This window comes from Microbulbifer variabilis ATCC 700307 (assembly GCF_000380565.1).
Classification (GTDB): domain Bacteria; phylum Pseudomonadota; class Gammaproteobacteria; order Pseudomonadales; family Cellvibrionaceae; genus Microbulbifer; species Microbulbifer variabilis.
This window is the reverse complement of sequence record NZ_AQYJ01000014.1, coordinates 1-17,470: the sequence shown is the minus strand read 5'-3', so window position 1 is coordinate 17,470 and position 17,470 is coordinate 1. Positions and strand designations below refer to the sequence as shown.

Here is a 17,470-nt window from a genome sequence, read left to right as displayed (position 1 = left end):
ACCAGTATCGCTACGGCAGGGATTCAGAAACTCACTGGGGTAGTGGATACCCTGCGCCGAGGTATCGCACCAACTGATGAAGAAAAGCAGCGTACACAATTTGCTGAGCTTCACAGCCGGTATGTTTCGCATCAACACCTGTTGGCCAAGGCAGAAGCTGAAGGCGTCCAGGTTCAGGTTGAAATTCACCGCCACAAATCGGAGCAAATACGCAAACAGCTTGATGAGTTACAGAATGCACACATAGCCGCGCAGAAGAAGCGACAAGAGGAAGAGCGCATAGCTGAAGAAGCTGCTGCAGCGGCGAGGGAGCAATCTGAGCGCGACCGTATTGCGCAACAACGTGCCATGGCAGAGGAGGCCGGTGGAGCTCAGTTAATACAGCTGGATCAATTTCTGGCAGATCAGCAGGGAAAAATAAAACTCGATCATGAGCAGAGACTGCAGCAAATAGCCGCCCTTCAGGTTGCTGAGCAGGAGCTGACAAGGCGCGGCTTCGATTCTATCGAGGCTCTGCGGGCTGAATACTCTGAGCGTGAGAAAGAGCGCTATCAAATGGCCCTGGCTGAAGAGCAGGCGCGTTCTGAGAATGGTGAGGGCGATGGTAACCAAGCCGGTGCCGATGGCCTCACCGAAGCAGAGCGCCAGCGCTTGACCGCTCGCCTGGAGACATTGCAGCTTTCCTGGCTTACCGAGATGGAACAACTACAGGTCCAGCAAGATGAGGAAATGGCCCTGCTGGATCAGGGTTATGCCAGCAAAATATTCGCTCATGATGAATATGAACGCAGGCTCACCCTTTTAGAAAACAAACACCGAAAGCAGCGCGAAAAGCTCGAGCAGGCTTCCAACAAAAGCAAGCTGAAAATGTTTACTGCCGGTGCCGGGCAGATCTTGTCTGCAGCCGCTGCTTACAACCAAAAAGCGGCAAAAGCAGAAATGGCTATGGCTGTTTTCTCTACTGGGGTTTCGCTAGTAAAGAATATTGCTAAGGCTTCTGAGATCGGTTATCCGCAAAATATTCCGATGATCGCCGGTGCTATTACACAAGGGGCGCAGATCGCCGGCATGTTGTCATCGCTGAAAGCACCCGGTGGGGTTTCCGGTGATGCCAGCGCACCCAGTATGAGTACCGGGGGTGCGGTAGCAGCCACACCATCAGAGAGTTTTGCCAGTTCTGGTAATGATGGTTTTGTAGAAGGTGAAACCAAACAGCCGGCAAGCCAGTATATTTTTGAATTCCATGGCCCGGTTGGTGATCGCGCTGATCAGTTTATCGAGGATATAAAAACTCAAATTGAGGAAGGGGATCTGGTGTTATTTGATAAGAATAGCCGTCAGGGTCAGGAACTGATTGGGTAGGGTCATGCTAATTCAATACACTCCAACACGTTCTATTGTCGGTGATGGCAGTAATTATCAGATTGAAGCCAAGCTAAAACGCTACGATTGTAGTGACCGCCCCGAAGGCAAAGAGCACAAAGCGCTTAGTGGCAAAACGGAATACACAGTTTACCGCCTTGAAGAAGAATACTTTTGTCAGACGGTAGCGCTAAAACTCACTTACACAGATTTGGCCCGTTGGCGAGAGTTTAAAAGAAGCTGTGCCTTCGGTGAGTTTTTTATCTTCGATGCATACGGCACTGAAGCCGCTGCCGACTTCCCACAACAAGTGCAACTCAAATATAAGTCCTTCAAAGAGCAGCGTCAGAAAGATGGCCGCTTTATTTTCTCTTTTACTACCGTCCAAATTATCGCTTAATCATGCACAACTTGTCGCCCCAGTGAGAGGTGATTTAGATAGATGCTCTAGAGTAGAGTTGCTATTTGGTGACAACAATTAAGGAGGCATAGATGGGAATATTGTTCCGAAAATTAGCTGATGTGATATATTAGTCAGTAGATGGGTTTCAAGGCTATATCGTCCTTTAGCTGCTTCAATAAATTTGAAGAGCCGCCTTTTACCAAGTTTTAAGCACCATCTGATTGAGCTGCTCAAACCGTTTTTTACTATATTTTGAACAAAGATCGATATCAAAAATTGGACTCAAAATGAAAAAATTATTTTCTATTCTTATGTTGTCTTCTATCAGTGGTGTTACCTTTGCAGAGTGTGCAGGGGGGCAATGCGTAGCTGTTGATATTGATAAGCTTTACGTAACCACTGGTAATATCACATATGTTGGAACTAGTGGTGATGAGAAGCTGTTAAATTGTAGCGCGGAAGCAGGGGTGTATACGACTTTAGATAAAAATCAGGTAGGTGCCGATGCTATATATGCCACGCTACTGGCTGCGCAAATGGCAGGAAAAAAGATAAATATAAGAATTGTTGATGGATCACAGAGCTGTTCAATCCAATATGTCACTCTAGAGAGACAGTAAGTGAGATATGCACACCACTATTAAGATAGCTTGGTAGTGGTGATTTCTTACAGCGAATACGAATTTTCTTAAGTGTTCCTTATATGACCACAGTCCCAACAGGTGATTTATGACTTATCCTCAATGCAGCTATACTTTAGCTTTTCGATAACTCACCTGTGAATTTCCCCAAGGATTTCCTTTCTGAATTGGGATCCTCGTTCTTATCGATATAAACACCTCTTTCAAGCAATTTGAATTGCTCTGGTGATGTCTCGTACCTTGATTGTAGCTGTGCTCCCAGCTGTTCAGTAAAAGCTAGCTCTTGTACATAGTCTACCAAGCGACTTTTTTCTTTCACTATCACTGTAGTCATAGATTAATCATGCGCAACAACTCAGAAACTTTTGACCGGTACAACCGGGGGGCTCAGCGTGAGCTGCGTTTGGTCATCGAAATCGGCTACGATCTGCCACTCTACATTACTAGCCACAACGATATTCCCGGCCTGCCGTTAAACGCGATTCTGGGCACCCTAAAAAAGTGCAGTGCAACTAGTCAGAAACTCATTCCTGAGCAGGGATTAGCACAGATCGGTGCTATCTCGTTTGAGGTAGTAGATATTGGTGGCCAGCTATCCTATGTGCTGCGTGATGAGCTGGAGCAGGGCAACGGCATCAAGGGCCGCACGGTGCGTCTGTATCACGGTTTTGCCGGTCTCGACTGGGATGAATTTCGTCTGGAGCAAACCCAGATTGCCGAGGAATCCATTGCTTATGCAGAGGGCGTGTACCGGGTACGCTGCCGGGATATCCAGCGCGAGATGCGCCGCGATATTTTCACCCCGAATACTACACGCCTAGCTGCCAACTTCGCCAAAGCCGATACCACCCTGCAGGTATTCGATACCAGCAGCTTTGAAGCGAATCCACACACTATTGCCTATGGCGATGCCCCAGGCCAATCCGTGTATTACCTGAAGATTAAATATCAGGATGGCTTCGAGATTGTCCGCGCAACCGGCAAAACCGGCAGCAGCTTTACCAATTGTACGCGAGGCCTATTCGGAACTTTTGCCCGAGACCATGCACTCCCTGAAGATAGTGATAGTGAAAGTGGCGTTGAGGTTGAAGAGTTTATCTACCTGGAAGGTCCTGGCCCCCAGCTGGCCTATGCACTTTTAACCGGGAAAATTCTCGGCACCAATAACGTACTGCCATCTAACTGGCACCTGGGCATAGATCCGGCCTTTGTGGTGCTGGATGAGTTCCAAAACATTGGCGCCGACTGGTACAAGCCCAGCGACAACAGCAAAGGCAAAATCCTGCGCTTCGACGGTTTGGAAAAAGTTGACGGCAAGAAGTTTATCGAGACCGAAATCAATCTATTACTCGGTGCCTTTATGCCAGTTAATGCGGCTGGCCAGCTGGGCTTTCGCCGTATGGCTGGGGTACTGGCTGAATCCGGCACAGTAGCCACCATAGGCCCCGATGATGTGAAAAGCCTAGGCGAACTCAAATACAACCTGGCCGGGGTGCGCAATATCTTCTCCGTGCAATGGAGCTGGTTTGAACAGCCCGGCTTTGATGGCAAGTTTTTGCGCTCGAATAATTTAGTCGATGCGGACTCGGTGGCTATCCATGGTGAAGCAAAACAGCACACCCTCAAATTCAGGGGGCTGCATAACTCTCGCCATACCTATACCACAATAAAAAACACTTTCGATGCTTTGCGCGATCGTTTCGCCGGCCCACCTTTAAGCCTGCGTTTGGGATTACTGCCCAGTAGCAATGACCTGGAAGTAGGGGATATTGTACGGGTAAGCCTGCCGCAATTGCGCGATCACTCTATTCGCGGAGACAGGCCCTACGATTTTAATTTTGGTAGTGACAGCGAAGGCTGGATTCCCCGCGATGACATCACCAGTTCCAGCGTGAGCAATGGCGTCCTTTCGGTAACAGTAAAAGGTGAAAACCCTTGGATCAGTCGCAGCTTTGCGCCCACATTTTTAGGGGCGGATCTGCCCTTTATTAAATTGCGTGTGCGCCGTACCAGCGACGAACCCATAGTAGCGGGCACCGGTAGCAAGTTGTTTTTTAAACATACCGAAAGCAGCAGCTATTTTTCTGCTGGCACCGCGGAAATGCTGGACCTGATTGGGCGCCTAAACGGGGCCAAAGGAGAGTGGCAGGAATTAGTTCTGAACCTATCGAATAATAGCGACTGGGCCGGCAACCAAATCGAACTGTTGCGCTTTGATATTGGTCACGATCACAGCGCAGACTATAGCTATGACGTGGACTATATTCGGCTGCTGCCAGCACTGGGCCTCGATGAGCACAGCCTAGATCGCGCTATGGAAGTACAGCGCATTAGCGTCGATCAGGTGAGCGGTGCAGTATCCGTTGATCTATTCGGCAGCTACCAGCCCGCGGGCATGATTGCCGATCAGGCTGATAGTACTAGCGCGGAATTACCGGATGCCTGGTACAGCGCTGAAGGTGCGGCCATGACGGATAGTTTGAGTATCGACTCCAGCGGCTTTTTAACTGCTGATGGCACCCTGGCTGGTAATGCCGATAGCCGAGCAATTTTTTACTACCCGGGTGATCTTACGATTCCTGTAGGACGCACACTTTTTGTGAGTGGCAATATTGAGCTGCGTGTGCGCGGAGTTCTGCAGATCGACGGAAGCCTGTGTGGTGTACCCAGCAATTCCTCAGCCGGTTTTCTCGGCTCCTGCTATGGCGGTGCTGGCCAGTTAAAAAATGTCCAAGAGACTGTCAACCGAGGAACCGCCCGGGGAGCTTGGGGGAAAACTGTCAAAGGCCGCAATGAGGTAATGCCGCCTCTCAATATCGAGAATAACGGGGGAGATCTACAAGGGATCCCCGATGATCTATCCGGATCTGGTGGGGCTCGCGGTGGTCACTCTTCTTTCTATTCCTGGGATGGCAGTTATGAACCAAGTGGGCGCGGTGGTTTAGGTGGCAAGGGCGGTGCGGGTATTGTTGTAATTGCGCGGGGTGTCGCTATTGGTGTCAGCGGCAAAATAGAAAACTCTGGCGAAGATGGCAGCCCCGGTACTACTGGCGATTTAATCCAGGTGCCTGGAGGCAGTGGCGGCGGTGGTGCCCCTGGCGGCATAGTGCTGTTGATAGACGGTACTCAGAACCCCATGCCAATACTCAGTAACAGCAAAATAATCGCATGTTATGGGGAAAGCCCGGATAGCCCTGGTAATGCGGGGCACGGGGGCACCTGTTTAGGCACTAACGCCGTGCGCCTGATGTTTGTACCCAAGTCGCGCACGCCCTATACCGACTATGAGGACCCGGCACTCGATCCAGAAGTGCAGGAGGCGATCGATAAGGCCGAAGCCGCACAGGCGGATGCTGATGCAGCATTGGCAGACCTGGATAACATCGCCGCCGATGGTGTTCTGCATCAAAACGAAAAGCTCATCGTGATTCGCGAGTACGCGCAACTGTTGGCAGAACAAGTGGGTATCGAAGCGCAGGCCGATGGCGCCGGACTCGTAATAGAAAAAGGAAACTACTCCGGCAACCTGGCAGCTCTCACTAGTTACTTGGGGGGCTTATCTCCCACCTGGAACGATACCGCAGCCAGCACTTCTATCAGCCGCACAATATGGAATGCCAACTGGGAGGCAGTCTACAGTGCACGCCAGATTTTACTTAACGCTATCGCCCAACAAGCGCGCGAAGCTGGAATGGTCGGGGCCACGCTGCAGTTTCAGTGGGACGGACGACCTACCGGGTTACTTTGGCCTACCAATACCAACTATGCAGGCGGCACTAAGTATTCTTTTAATGCCACTGCTGGCCAAGGCTTTATCCATGTACTGGCCTATGATGCCGAGGGTGGTCCGCGCGTCGGTTTGAATGGTGCTCAGGTTGGGGTGATGAGTGGGCCGAATGATGCAACTCAATGGTACTCCTTCCCAGTCATTCTGCAGGCCGGCGCCAATGAAATCTCTATCTGGTCTAACGCTGCAGATGGTGGTAGTTACGGAGGCATTGTGGTTACCCTGGGCGGTAGTGGTGACCCCGAGGCATTGTTGGGTGTGTCTGCAGCGGATGCCAAAGCCGAGGCCGCAGCAAACGCAGCTGCAGAAGCACAGACCGATGCCGCCGCCGCACTGCTGGACCTCAGCAACATAGCCGCAGATGGCAAACTGCACCCGACAGAGAAATTAACCGCAGTACGTGAATACAATCAGATCCTGGCAGAGCAGGGCGATATAGAAGGGCAGGCCAATAGCTACGGGATTACCACTGAGAAAACCAGCTACAGCGGTGCGATAACAGCACTATCCAGTTATCTCAGCGGTGCAGGTCTAAGTAACACCTCAACAGTCACCAGCATCGATCGCAGCACCTGGAAAGCCAAGTGGGAGGCGGTATACAGCACACGACAAAAGGTGCTGATTAAGATCGATCAAATTGCCGGTGCTCGCGCAGACTGGGAAGAAATTTACGGGACCAATAAACCCGAGGACGGTGCCACAGTCGGCGCTACCGCACAGGAGCGCGCGCAAATTCGCTCGATGCGAAATACCTTTTTAGAGGATTTTTCTGACCTGAGCTGGCTGGATGCGTGGACCAAAGCCTTTGGTTCTGGTGGTGTGCAAGACTATACGAGCGTGGGCGGCTCTTCGCCCCTGAAAATCGGCAGCAGTGCTGCACTTCTGGGGAACAGTAGTTCTGATGGTATGGCCTACTTCCACTCAAAAGAACGCGTGCCATTCGATCCAGACAAGTTATACCGCATCGAGGCGCGCATGTTGGTATACAACGAAGGAGATACAGACCGGCATATGCACTGCGGCCTAGTTGGTTATGACGGTAGCGAGGCTTTATGTAGCGGAGTTGGAACTGATAGTTACAGTAGCCAGCACTACATTCTCACAGCCGGTCATACGCCGCCGCTGAGTAGCTGGCAAACCTATATTGCCTACTTTAAAGGGAACTCGACAGCTAACGCGGTCTACAGTGGAACCCTTGGAGCTAACCACATCGGCAACCCAGCTAAGCTACATGCCAACGTGCGATCATTCTCTCCTATGTTTTACGTCAACTACCCGAATAAAAATGGTCGTGTCATTCTCGACTATGTAAAAGTTGACGTGATTGAGGTGCAGGACCAGCGCAACCTGCCAATGATTCAATCTGGTATCGCCAGCCTGCCTACCAGCTCTGCGCTATCCGCCTCAGATGATGGCAGTACCGCAAAAATCACGATTGCCGCGCACTCAGTGCAGTTTGGTTTCGGCACTATTAATTACAACAGTGGCAGCATCACTGGTTTGTCCTTCAGCACTAAATATTATGTGTACTGTGATGATCCCGGCACTCAGGGCGGTGCTGTTACCTATTACGCGACCACAAACATTTACCAGCTGGCCGCCAGCACCTGGCGCCGAGGTATAGGCACCATTACAACCCCGAGCAATGGAGGTGGAACCACAGTCCCTAGAGATCCCTGGTGCGTTGCCGCAGGCAGTTGGCTGCGCGAAGGTTTGCTAGCGGATAACTGCGAAAGCGGCGACCTGATCGACTGCTGGGATACCGGCGACGAGGAAACCCACCGAAGCTCCATTATTGGCGAAGTAGATACTGAGCCAGAAATACCCTGTGTATTGCTCACCACAACAAGCGGTGCTCAAGTAATTTGTAGCCGCGAAACCCCCGTCACCGACCGTGCAGGGCGAGTCTACGAGGCGCAGCACTGCCAGGGCGTTGAGCTGGGGGTTTTGCATGAAGAGGAACCGCTCACCTGGGAAACCGTCGAGCGGGTCGAATGTGCCGGCCTGCGTACCGTGTACAAAATATCTGTAGGTGGCAAGAGTTATGCCGCCGGCGTTGATCCATTACACCGCATCATTACCCATAACGGACAACACAAATCTGACTAAGCAAAGGAATAGATAATGCCCAGCTTTTCCCCGATTACAGTGCCAGGTCTGGAGGCCTGGCAATTCGCCTACAGCATCGACGAAGGCCACAGTGCCGGCACCATTGTGCGTGCAACGGTAACCCAGACCACAGAGCCCACCAATAACGAAGCTCAGGCTGCTGCAGTACTTAAATGTACGATTGCTGTTATCGACAACCAAAACACAGTACAAACTGATGGTGCTGGCGATCTGATGTCCAGTGTTTATGTCACCACCAAGACTCTGCAGACTGATGCCGGCCAGCCAGTAAACGTCGCCGACCATGCCGCTGACTTAGTAGCGAGCTGTATTGTGGAAGTGGCCAACCGTTTAGCTGTGCATAGTTCTATTGCGGCTATGGCGATACCGAGTGGGTGATCAGGGTCTACCGAGTGAATAAAATATAGCTTTTTACTTTTAGTGACAGGTTGATCGGTCAGATATGATTACCCCGGCGAAATAAATAAGTAATTGATATTTTACTTGTTCATTAATTGAGGAAAATAGGTGATAATGCGAGGGTATGAGGCATCTGCTATATCTCCATTTACTTGGTTCTATATCATAAGAAGGCAGTCTTCTAGTATTAGTGAATTTCAAGTTTAAAGTAGGCTGATATAAAAAATTGTTAAATAAAGAGTTGAATAGAATAGGAGGGTATTTATGAAATATATTTTTTCTGCTCTTTTTGTGTTTGCTACTGTTGTTCAAGCTGCAGAAATTAAAACTACTTCTGGGACTATTAATAAAATCCAGTTTATGAGTATGGATCTTACCAGCTATAGTGCGAGCGTAGGTGAAAATGCTAAATCTATTGCCTTAATACATATGGATGCATTACCTGCTTCATGTGGTAATGCTAATGGCTTTCAGCGAGTTGCAATTACTTCAGATCACCCTTCATATAATTCTGTTGTTAGCGGCGCCCTTGCTGCTAAAGCCTCAGGTCAAACAGTGGAAATGCGTTACTTTGAAGAGTGTACCCTATGGAGTAATAGTGCATGGGATTTTGCAATATTGACAGTTAGATAAATTATGGGTGTTTGTTGTCATAACTCTCCGCTAGAGACCTCTTAAGTAAAAGCTCAATATGCATATAGACTTCAGTATATTGGTAATTATATTCAGTAGTAATAAAAATACTAAAGATTAATGATTAGGTCGCCGTGCTAACCGGTGGTGCTGGAGATTTAATGTCTTGCTGCATCGTCGAGGAGCTCAACCGCCTGGCTGTGCATAGCTCTATTGCGGGGATGGCTATTCCTAGTGGGTAATGCTGGCTGTGGTTTGGGCGTATCGTCGGTGTGAAGGCCCGAATTATAGAGCCAAGGCTGACATCCACGGAAAGATTTCCTCTAACTTATTAATTTAAATATGGGTAAAATGTGTTCAAGAGCGGGGGAAGCTGCCATTGGTGCCTGCAGAGCAGGCTGGGCCACGGTGTCGACACAGCTCCGCCTATTAACACGACTTACTAAACTAAGAGAATACATGAAACTATTTGCTTTTATTCTTGGCCTATTAATTACGCAGGCAGTCACGGCAGAATTCCATACCGGTGAAATAACCGGACTTATACCGTATCAAAATGGGACTAAAGAAGTACTTATAATACAGATGGAGGGTAATCCGTCGGGTGGTTGCAATACCACAGCCCGTTTCGCAATGGATAGCGATAAAGTTTGGTTTAAAACCGCGCAGTCGGTGCTTCTATCGGCACTCCATGCCCAATCTCAGATTAAAGTTAATTACACTGCGTCATGTAATAGCCAGTCAAATGCATGGGATATTAAATATCTCTGCGCAGGAAAAATAAGCTGCTAACCAAGCAATTGGAAAGAAAGTCAAATATGTAATAAGAAAAATCTCTAGTTGTGTTCCTGATATAGATAAGGTTGTACTTGTTGACTACTAGATAAGCAGTTTAAAAATTAAGGGCAGTGAAACAGGATAATGTCCGTTAACTACCTAAAGGCACCTACCTTGAGTAGGGTATTTTCCATTGATAAAAGTTGAGTGTTTTGTGTATAAAAAGATATTTTTTGCAGGGGTTATAACTTTTATATACCTGTTTTGTATGGGAGCTAATGCAGAGATTCAAGTAAGTTCTTATGCAGTATTTGAACGTACAAAAGGTTCGGATAAGATCTTATATATCGTTCCCTCGGAGTCGATCTTGATTCTACATGATGATATTGCTACCCCTATAATTTATTATATGGATGGACCTGCATTTACTGGCACGCTCTACGCTAATGGTAGTTTAGGTAGTCTATCTAAAATGGCTGAAGGCACAAACACCAAGACTATAGAAATCATGTGTGCTTCTAGTGGCTACGTTTGTAAAGAGTCAGCATATAAGTTATTTGATGGTGATTTTAACGGGGATGGGCAAAACGATATATTGCTGCAGGGTAAAACCGATAGCTCTATTGTACTTGTAGTATCCAAAACTGGAATTCTGCTTAGTAGCGAGTCTCTAGGTTCAATTATCCGTGGCGATCTATACGATATTTCTATCGAGGATACTAATGACGATGGTCGCAAAGATATCAATATTTATAAGTCGGGAGAGTATATCAGAACTTTGCTTGCAGGAGATAATGGCTTATTTTCTGAAGAAGATGGAAGTGATGATATAGCAACTATTAATACTACATGGAATTTATTCTTAAATGCAATGTTGGCCAATGACCGGCTTAATATGAACAAGTACATTGATGTCCGGTCTCAAGAAAAATTTGGTCAAGTATTTGACGTGCTTGGTGAGGAAGTTGCCGAAGTTGCCGCTCAAGTTCGAACACAAAAACCGTACTTTATTAGTGGAGACGTAGCAATTTTCTTACTTGAAAAACAAGGAGATGATGGGGGCACCTATATCCATACTGTCACATATAGACGTCAGTCAGATGGTTCTTGGAAGCTGCATCAACTATGAGAAAGGCTGCGATAATAATTATACCGCTCATAGCATTAGCTGTGTGGTTTGGAAAGCCGATGGTGCCTTATTACCAGCAGTCGCCAATTCATTTAACAGTTCTTGATGCTGATACACAAATGCCGGTTCAGGGAGCAGTTGTGGTTGCGCGCTGGACGGTCTCTAAGGGTTGGTTTCAAACTTATAATGCGGGAGCGTTTGAGCTACAGGAAGCCTTATCAGACTCTGAGGGAAAAGTTTTATTACCCGGTTTTGATAAACGTTGGTGGCCCTGGTTTAGCAACAGTTTTATTCCCGCGAGGCAGCCAGAAATAGTGGTTTTTAAATACAAGTACGTACCAGAACGCTACTTGAATAGTTACGATAGCCAGTCCTCTAAACCAGGTCTGCGTGATCTATCTGGTAGTATCGAATGGAAGGGCAAAAAGACATTGAATATATCAGCTCTGCCTGATGATCCATCTACTCGGTTCCAAAAGTTTATGGGGTTGTCAAGAAATCCGCTTCCATTTCTTATCCCAGCCCTTGATCACGGCTGCACTTGGACAAAAATGAAGCATATGATAATTGAATATGATAAACAAATGCATGAAGGTGAGAAGTTGGGGTTGCTAAAGGGGCCTGCTGGGCCCTGGTATATGCCTCCAGAGAAAACAGCTTATAGTGGGGACTGTCCTGGTGGTATCGAATGGATTGAAGCTCAAAGAGCAGTGGAGTTTTAACTAATGCAGAAAAAGAAACTTACGAGTAAGTGCTTTAAGAGCTTAATTATTGTGGCGTTATGCTGCCCCACAATTTCTATGGCGTATAAACAAGATGTACATATCGAGCTGACAAAATATGCATCCAAACAATCAGTAATCGGAAGCTCTGACGCTTTATGGCGTGATTGGGGATACCCTGGTAAGAATACGTTGTTAACTTTTGATAATGCATTACCTATTGGGTCAGATATTTCATGGGCAAATCATCCTTTGCCTACTACACTTACGGCACCAGATATTATGGCATTTGGGGCGGATGTGGAGGATACTGAACATGAAGTTAAAGTTTCTAGAGCATTAAACCACTTCTATAATCCTCAGGCCAATCAAAAATTGGATGTTAGTTTTGTTGCACCTATTCAATATAATTTCACATCCCCTGATTGGATCTTGGAGGATACAAAAGAGATATCGCGTACTACTTGTGTCTCACCATTCCAAGGAGCTGGTTGTGAAGTTCAAAACTTCTCTTATCATGATGCTCAGGTTCAATTTTTCAAATCTTTGACCAACCAATCGGCTTCTGACCGATTGAAGAGTTTGGGTCGAACCATACAAAGATTGGGGCATGTGGTTCATCATATTCAGGATATGGCTCAACCTCAGCATACGCGTCTAGATGCTCATTGTGACTCTCTAGTGTGTGAATTTTTTTATCCAGAAAACGATAGTGATCTTAGTGTTTATGAGGTTTTTACATATAACTTATTAGTATGTGATGCTATTGATGCTGATAGACCTGAAGGTGGTGGTCATCTGGGTTGTGCAGCCAAGTATGTTGCGGACTGGAAGTATGATTGGAGATCACCGCGCTTTAAATTATCAGGCTACCCTGCTGTAAATTTAGATACTCCTCGTGATTACTGGCATACAACGGATAATCGTGGACTAGCAGATTTTTCCAGTCGTAACTTTATTACTACAGATACCGATTATAGTTATACTGGTTGCAAAGGAAGCGCGTCATTGCCCTGTGACTTTGAGCTTGATAAGTTAGGGCCTAATAGCATTTCTCTTCCTATGCCAAATGGTAACCCGACGGTTACAACAGTCCAAACTGTCTTATTGAGTGATTTGTTGAAACAGAGAGGTTTAACAGTACCTCAAGGTTTACGTGATGGAAAGCTACAGTTTATAGGGCTCTATTATACTGATAACTATACAGGGCAGAGGTTATATAATGATCGCATGGCAACTTTTTCATTGTTTACGGAAAGGCTTACTAGACGTGACCTTAATATAGGCGGTATTAATATAGCCCGTAGTATTTTTTCCGTTAACTACTTTAATTTAGAGCGTCAAATTGAAGCTCTATTGCCGAGAGCAGTTGGATATACAGCAGGGCTAGTCAACCATTTTTTCAAATACCGATTAGGCGTCCAAGAATTATCACAAGGTGAAGGTAAGCCATCAAAGTGGCGTGTTACTAATCTTAGTGACAAAACGCTAACTGCGAATTTAACTACTTATTATGACACGACGGATGGAAAGAGAAAGATAGTTAGTGGAGCAAATTATGGCGAAAGAACTATTAAGGCGGGTCAGTCAGTCGATTTGATAGGCTTTCTGGAGCCTCAAGATACGAGCGGGAATTATATTATGGTCGCTTCCAGTTCTCGCCATGGCGAGAAAATAGGCTTAGGCGGAAAACAATTTTCTTATGCTGAACCTGTCTCAACAGTAGCATGTGGAAGCACTATTAATGCTAGTGGTAGCAGTGAAGGTTTCTCACCGCCTCCCGTAAACTTAGGAAATAAGCCGGGTAAAGTGACAGTAGTATTTGAAGCTTTTCGTATACCTGACGCAATGACGGTTAAGCGTACCTCAGATGATGCAGTGGTAGCTTCGACATATGGGTTAAAATCTGGGTATCATCGTAAGTATTTTCAGCATGATCCAGACCCTAAGGATACATCCACTCACTCAGTAAAATTAGAGGTAACTGGAAACAGTGATACTAATACCGAATGGAATGTAACGTTAGGTTGTCCTGATCAGTCAATACCCGATGAGAGGAAAACTGTAGAGTTTTTAATCGCAGGTGAAAGTGGATGTAGTGCAGATGTATATATTGATGGCTCTTTTGTAAGAAAAATTTACGGATTTAATGACGGTGATACGTTTACAGGAAATTACATGGCTGGTACGCATGGTGTAGAGCTTAAAAATATTTCATCATCTTGTCAGTTAGGGACTTCAGCTAGCTATGTATCTCTTGCAGTATATCAAGGTGGAGAATATAAAAACATTGCGAATGTATTCAAGGATACTTCAAACACTTTTGAAGTGAAATGAAATTCATAGCTAATATATTTTTCTTGTAAGATATTTTGTGAGCAAGCTGAACCATTTGTTTATTTGTGAACTTATGGTTCAGTATTGCATTTGAAATATTTTTTTGTTTAGCCTACTTCTCATGCGATAACTGAAATTAATATGAAATCGAATCTCACTAGGAAATAGCAAATCTTTGGAGGTGCCAAGATTTGAGCTACCCTAAGATCCTAGTTGTTGAATGGAAAAATCAGCTACACTAAACGCTTGCTTAGTAATCATGATTCGATTATAGAATTCAGTTATATTTGCATTGAAAATAAACCTGAACATTTATTCATTAGTTGTGAATTACCCAACAGTGTTTCGGTATTTGTTACCAAAAGTCTGAATAAATCACTTATTCCCATTTAGGACGGGCTGTAATTGATTATGGAGAGAGTGGTTAATGTATTAGCACGCTATAGTGGAGGAAATTGCGCGGCTAGAGGTTGATGAAAGGTGGGTTTTTTATATAAAACAACCGATTAGGTTTTTGTGCAGAGAAGACTGGCAGTGTTGAGGTCAGCGGTTCGATCCCGCTTAGCTCCACCAAATTATCGTTGTAAATCAACGACAAAAAAACCCGCTCAAGCAGCGGGTTTTTTTGTGCCTGAAATTTAAGTTCATATTAAGTCCGCCAATTCCTTTGGGGGTAAACAGTCTAAGCGACTTCTAACTGGTAATTAGCTTCGGCCCAAAACTCTAATTTTGTATAAATTTACAGTGATACACTTTGGTGGACTTGGCCGATAAAGTGATTGCGAATAGTTTTTCCTTTTTCACGCTGCCTCCTGGTTATCCACAGTTTGTTTTGGGGACTGACCTTGGGTAGCTTCATAGAGCGGCTATCTGCTCGCGCATGCCGTTTATTTGTAACTGCTGGGTTTCTACTGTGGCCATCAAGGTCTTGGGTGATTTGCAATAGCTGGGAGAATTCATTCATGGCCTGTGCCTACCACTTTCTTGAACCGGCCTATTGCCGGCTCCCAGTACTTGCAGTGCAGGCAAACCCAATCGCTTAGTAGCAACTTCCCGTTGAATACTGGCTCTGCGAGTTTTCCACAGATAGGACGGTGTATTTTTGGGAGCCGATGGGCCTGGTTCACACTGTTCCCTTCCTTTGGGTTTCAAGGTGAGACCACTCGACGCAAAGGGTGCGAAACTTTTTCTCGCCATGCGCAATGACGTTTTGGGGGTCTTTATCTGTAATTAAGTTGAGTGCGTGCTGATCGTTATCCCCATCCAGTAGAGCGAGTTCGGCAACGGGGACCGTGAAATCATTGCTATTCCAGGCTGAAAGCAATACCTGTGCAGCTATTGCGCTAGCGCCGGAGTAGCCGTTGGCTACGGTGAGCAGGGTATCCACACTCTGTATTGGGCTGAAACTACTCATGCCGCATCACCTCCAAACGGAGGCCAATCATCACCCTGCGGAGGTAGAGCCAACGCAGGTTTTGGCTGTGTGTGGTGGTCTTTATGGCTTGAGGCAACGATTGGCCTGGTATAACCACTGGGGTGTGTTATATCGCGTTGAGTTAGGGCTGTTGGAGTACATAGACTTTGGCGGTCATACGATGCCCTCGCGGTTATTGCGGATGCGAATAGTTCGAATAGTGGGGCGGCGTTGGATACGGGTGCGTAATTGCTCCTGTGCATCCGTACCAATACCGCTAAGAACTGAGGCGATCAGAGCGAACTGAGTTGATCCGTGCTTTACCGCTTTGGCTACGGCTTCAGTGCTATTGCGGGCATGCAGCTTGTAAAAGCATTCCGCCAGCAGGTTAGTGACATTGGCTACAGAGCACCGCATAGCTTCGGCGGTCTCTTTGTTGGAGAGGCCGCGGGCGCGATGTGTAAGCGCTTCAGCTTGGCGTGGCGCCAATGGCCTTAGATTGCTGGCTGTGTGCATTTTGATGCCCTGTCCTTGGTTAACAACCACAGTAGCCGAAAGTTAATTTTTTAAAAGCTCCTCTCCTTGATATGCTCAGTGAGCGCTTATCACGGAGGATAAGAATGAAAAAACTAAGACATGCAGTAGTAGTGGTTCTGCTAGTGGCTGGCCTTGGTGGTTGTATTGCAACGAATGAGACGCCAGTGATTATTAGTGAGTACTTTGCTTTAGAGCACCTTTCAACAAAGCAAGAAGTATTGAGTAAGGCGAGGCAAGCTTTGTTACGGGATGGGTTTCAGATTTTGTCCTCTGATTTAGAGGCGGGTTATATCTCTACATCCCTAAAAAACTGGAAGCTCACGCCGGAGCAGGCCAATTGTGGTGCAAACGAGGGCAGAGATTATTTAGAGGATAATTACACCAAGACAGAAGTCGCCTTTAATGTGGTTGTTGATGATAGGGATGTGATTGTTCGCTCAAATATTCAGGGCGAATACTTACCTGGGAAGCCGGCTCAAGATCTCACTTTGAACTGTGTTTCTCGCGGTGTTATTGAAGTTGAGATGGTAAAAAAGATTCTGTTGTGATTCTCAGCATTCAAAAAAGCCCGCTACTGCGGGCTTTTTTGTGTCTTACTCAGGGGTGTAGGAACCAACTCAGGGGTGTAGGAACCAACTCAGGGGTGTAGGAGCCAATAATTACGCCACAAAAGGATATATCTTTGCCTGTAACTTTCATCGGGGAGCGGATTGGATTGATGGGGAGTAGATAAATATGGCCCATATCTTCTGTATAGCCTTTGAAGGTGACCTCACCATTTATTTTGGCGATAACTCGGCAGCAAGGAGCGCTCACCATGTGCACAGTAACCATCCCAGAAGCCATCGAAAGGATTTCCACAACCAACCCCAGCAGTCCGCTGGCCGTATTCCGCACCAAGTACGCTCACCTCGTGGAGGTTGTGTTCGCGAATACGGTGGTGACCCAATTCTGGATAAACCAGGGCCACATAAATTACCTGGGCACGTATCACCGAGACAATCTGCACGCAGCCGAAAGGCGATTTCAGGATTATTTCGAGAGCATGCCGAAGGCAGCATGATGGGACGCTTGGCTGGTTTTTGGTTGCTTGATAATTGCTTGGGGGGCATGACATGAGATTCGATAGTGCTAGACAAGCGTGGCACGACGCCTTTGATAGCTCCACAGCTGCATTTGATTATGAGGCCATGGGCGGC

16 protein-coding genes are annotated in these 17,470 nt (G+C 46.7%); 11 read left to right on the top strand and 5 right to left on the bottom strand.

Annotation, left to right across the window (positions count from 1 at the left end):
* The 10 genes from G367_RS26380 to G367_RS0100525 form a co-directional block, all read left to right on the top strand.
* A partial coding sequence (locus tag G367_RS26380) for a coiled-coil domain-containing protein (RefSeq protein WP_020411145.1) occupies window positions 1-1,362 on the top strand: 1,362 nt, incomplete at its 5' end.
* Between the two features lie 4 nt (window positions 1,363-1,366).
* On the top strand, window positions 1,367-1,762 hold the full coding sequence (locus G367_RS0100570) for a hypothetical protein (protein ID WP_020411144.1): 396 nt from the start codon (window positions 1,367-1,369) through the stop codon (window positions 1,760-1,762).
* A gap of 290 nt (window positions 1,763-2,052) precedes the next feature.
* Window positions 2,053-2,385: a hypothetical protein gene (locus G367_RS0100565; RefSeq protein ID WP_020411143.1), complete on the top strand. Its 333-nt coding sequence runs from the start codon at window positions 2,053-2,055 to the stop codon at window positions 2,383-2,385.
* Window positions 2,386-2,749: 364 nt separating this feature from the next.
* The gene (locus tag G367_RS0100555) at window positions 2,750-8,302 is read left to right on the top strand and encodes a hypothetical protein (protein WP_020411141.1); all 5,553 of its coding nucleotides are present in this window, start codon (window positions 2,750-2,752) and stop codon (window positions 8,300-8,302) included.
* A 15-nt stretch (window positions 8,303-8,317) separates the two neighbouring features.
* A complete protein-coding gene (locus G367_RS0100550; protein ID WP_020411140.1) occupies window positions 8,318-8,701 on the top strand; it encodes a hypothetical protein in 384 nt (127 codons plus the stop codon).
* A 285-nt stretch (window positions 8,702-8,986) separates the two neighbouring features.
* On the top strand, window positions 8,987-9,355 hold the full coding sequence (locus tag G367_RS0100545; RefSeq protein WP_020411139.1) for a hypothetical protein: 369 nt from the start codon (window positions 8,987-8,989) through the stop codon (window positions 9,353-9,355).
* A 459-nt stretch (window positions 9,356-9,814) separates the two neighbouring features.
* The gene (locus G367_RS0100540) at window positions 9,815-10,147 is read left to right on the top strand and encodes a hypothetical protein (protein WP_020411138.1); all 333 of its coding nucleotides are present in this window, start codon (window positions 9,815-9,817) and stop codon (window positions 10,145-10,147) included.
* A 199-nt stretch (window positions 10,148-10,346) separates the two neighbouring features.
* The gene (locus G367_RS0100535; protein ID WP_020411137.1) at window positions 10,347-11,261 is read left to right on the top strand and encodes a hypothetical protein; all 915 of its coding nucleotides are present in this window, start codon (window positions 10,347-10,349) and stop codon (window positions 11,259-11,261) included.
* Window positions 11,258-11,983: a hypothetical protein gene (locus G367_RS0100530; protein ID WP_020411136.1), complete on the top strand. Its 726-nt coding sequence runs from the start codon at window positions 11,258-11,260 to the stop codon at window positions 11,981-11,983. The genes G367_RS0100535 and G367_RS0100530 overlap by 4 nt, the downstream gene beginning before the upstream one ends.
* Before the next feature lie 3 nt (window positions 11,984-11,986).
* On the top strand, window positions 11,987-14,320 hold the full coding sequence (locus G367_RS0100525) for a phospholipase C/P1 nuclease family protein (protein ID WP_020411135.1): 2,334 nt from the start codon (window positions 11,987-11,989) through the stop codon (window positions 14,318-14,320).
* A gap of 739 nt (window positions 14,321-15,059) precedes the next feature.
* On the opposite strand, the gene G367_RS26375 is transcribed toward G367_RS0100525, so the two are convergent.
* The 3 genes from G367_RS26375 to G367_RS22730 form a co-directional block, all read right to left on the bottom strand.
* Window positions 15,060-15,284 carry a hypothetical protein gene (locus tag G367_RS26375; RefSeq protein ID WP_020411134.1) on the bottom strand — a complete coding sequence of 75 codons (225 nt, stop codon included), beginning with the start codon at window positions 15,282-15,284 and terminating at the stop codon, window positions 15,060-15,062.
* Between the two features lie 159 nt (window positions 15,285-15,443).
* Window positions 15,444-15,734 carry a DUF7673 family protein gene (locus G367_RS0100515; protein ID WP_020411133.1) on the bottom strand — a complete coding sequence of 97 codons (291 nt, stop codon included), beginning with the start codon at window positions 15,732-15,734 and terminating at the stop codon, window positions 15,444-15,446.
* Window positions 15,735-15,908: 174 nt separating this feature from the next.
* Entirely contained in the window at window positions 15,909-16,250 is a 342-nt protein-coding gene (locus G367_RS22730; protein WP_083922650.1) for a LuxR C-terminal-related transcriptional regulator, read from the bottom strand.
* Between the two features lie 104 nt (window positions 16,251-16,354).
* Here G367_RS22730 and G367_RS0100505 point away from each other — a divergent pair, with 104 nt between their 5' ends.
* Window positions 16,355-16,819 carry a hypothetical protein gene (locus tag G367_RS0100505; protein ID WP_020411131.1) on the top strand — a complete coding sequence of 155 codons (465 nt, stop codon included), beginning with the start codon at window positions 16,355-16,357 and terminating at the stop codon, window positions 16,817-16,819.
* A 49-nt stretch (window positions 16,820-16,868) separates the two neighbouring features.
* On the opposite strand, the gene G367_RS27025 is transcribed toward G367_RS0100505, so the two are convergent.
* Both G367_RS27025 and G367_RS0100500 read right to left on the bottom strand, forming a co-directional pair.
* Window positions 16,869-17,015, bottom strand: coding sequence for a hypothetical protein (locus G367_RS27025; RefSeq protein ID WP_425411201.1), 147 nt, complete (start codon window positions 17,013-17,015; stop codon window positions 16,869-16,871).
* Between the two features lie 28 nt (window positions 17,016-17,043).
* Window positions 17,044-17,265: a hypothetical protein gene (locus G367_RS0100500; RefSeq protein ID WP_020411130.1), complete on the bottom strand. Its 222-nt coding sequence runs from the start codon at window positions 17,263-17,265 to the stop codon at window positions 17,044-17,046.
* Window positions 17,266-17,470 lie beyond the last annotated feature (205 nt).

Coding starts and splice junctions, on each gene's coding strand:
- G367_RS0100570 (WP_020411144.1), top strand. CDS start 1,367: ATGCTAATTCAATACACTCCAACACGTTCTATTGTCGGTGATGGCAGT.
- G367_RS0100565 (WP_020411143.1), top strand. CDS start 2,053: ATGAAAAAATTATTTTCTATTCTTATGTTGTCTTCTATCAGTGGTGTT.
- G367_RS0100555 (WP_020411141.1), top strand. CDS start 2,750: ATGCGCAACAACTCAGAAACTTTTGACCGGTACAACCGGGGGGCTCAG.
- G367_RS0100550 (WP_020411140.1), top strand. CDS start 8,318: ATGCCCAGCTTTTCCCCGATTACAGTGCCAGGTCTGGAGGCCTGGCAA.
- G367_RS0100545 (WP_020411139.1), top strand. CDS start 8,987: ATGAAATATATTTTTTCTGCTCTTTTTGTGTTTGCTACTGTTGTTCAA.
- G367_RS0100540 (WP_020411138.1), top strand. CDS start 9,815: ATGAAACTATTTGCTTTTATTCTTGGCCTATTAATTACGCAGGCAGTC.
- G367_RS0100530 (WP_020411136.1), top strand. CDS start 11,258: ATGAGAAAGGCTGCGATAATAATTATACCGCTCATAGCATTAGCTGTG.
- G367_RS0100525 (WP_020411135.1), top strand. CDS start 11,987: ATGCAGAAAAAGAAACTTACGAGTAAGTGCTTTAAGAGCTTAATTATT.
- G367_RS26375 (WP_020411134.1), bottom strand. CDS start 15,284: ATGAATGAATTCTCCCAGCTATTGCAAATCACCCAAGACCTTGATGGC.
- G367_RS0100515 (WP_020411133.1), bottom strand. CDS start 15,734: ATGAGTAGTTTCAGCCCAATACAGAGTGTGGATACCCTGCTCACCGTA.
- G367_RS22730 (WP_083922650.1), bottom strand. CDS start 16,250: ATGCACACAGCCAGCAATCTAAGGCCATTGGCGCCACGCCAAGCTGAA.
- G367_RS0100505 (WP_020411131.1), top strand. CDS start 16,355: ATGAAAAAACTAAGACATGCAGTAGTAGTGGTTCTGCTAGTGGCTGGC.
- G367_RS27025 (WP_425411201.1), bottom strand. CDS start 17,015: ATGGGCCATATTTATCTACTCCCCATCAATCCAATCCGCTCCCCGATG.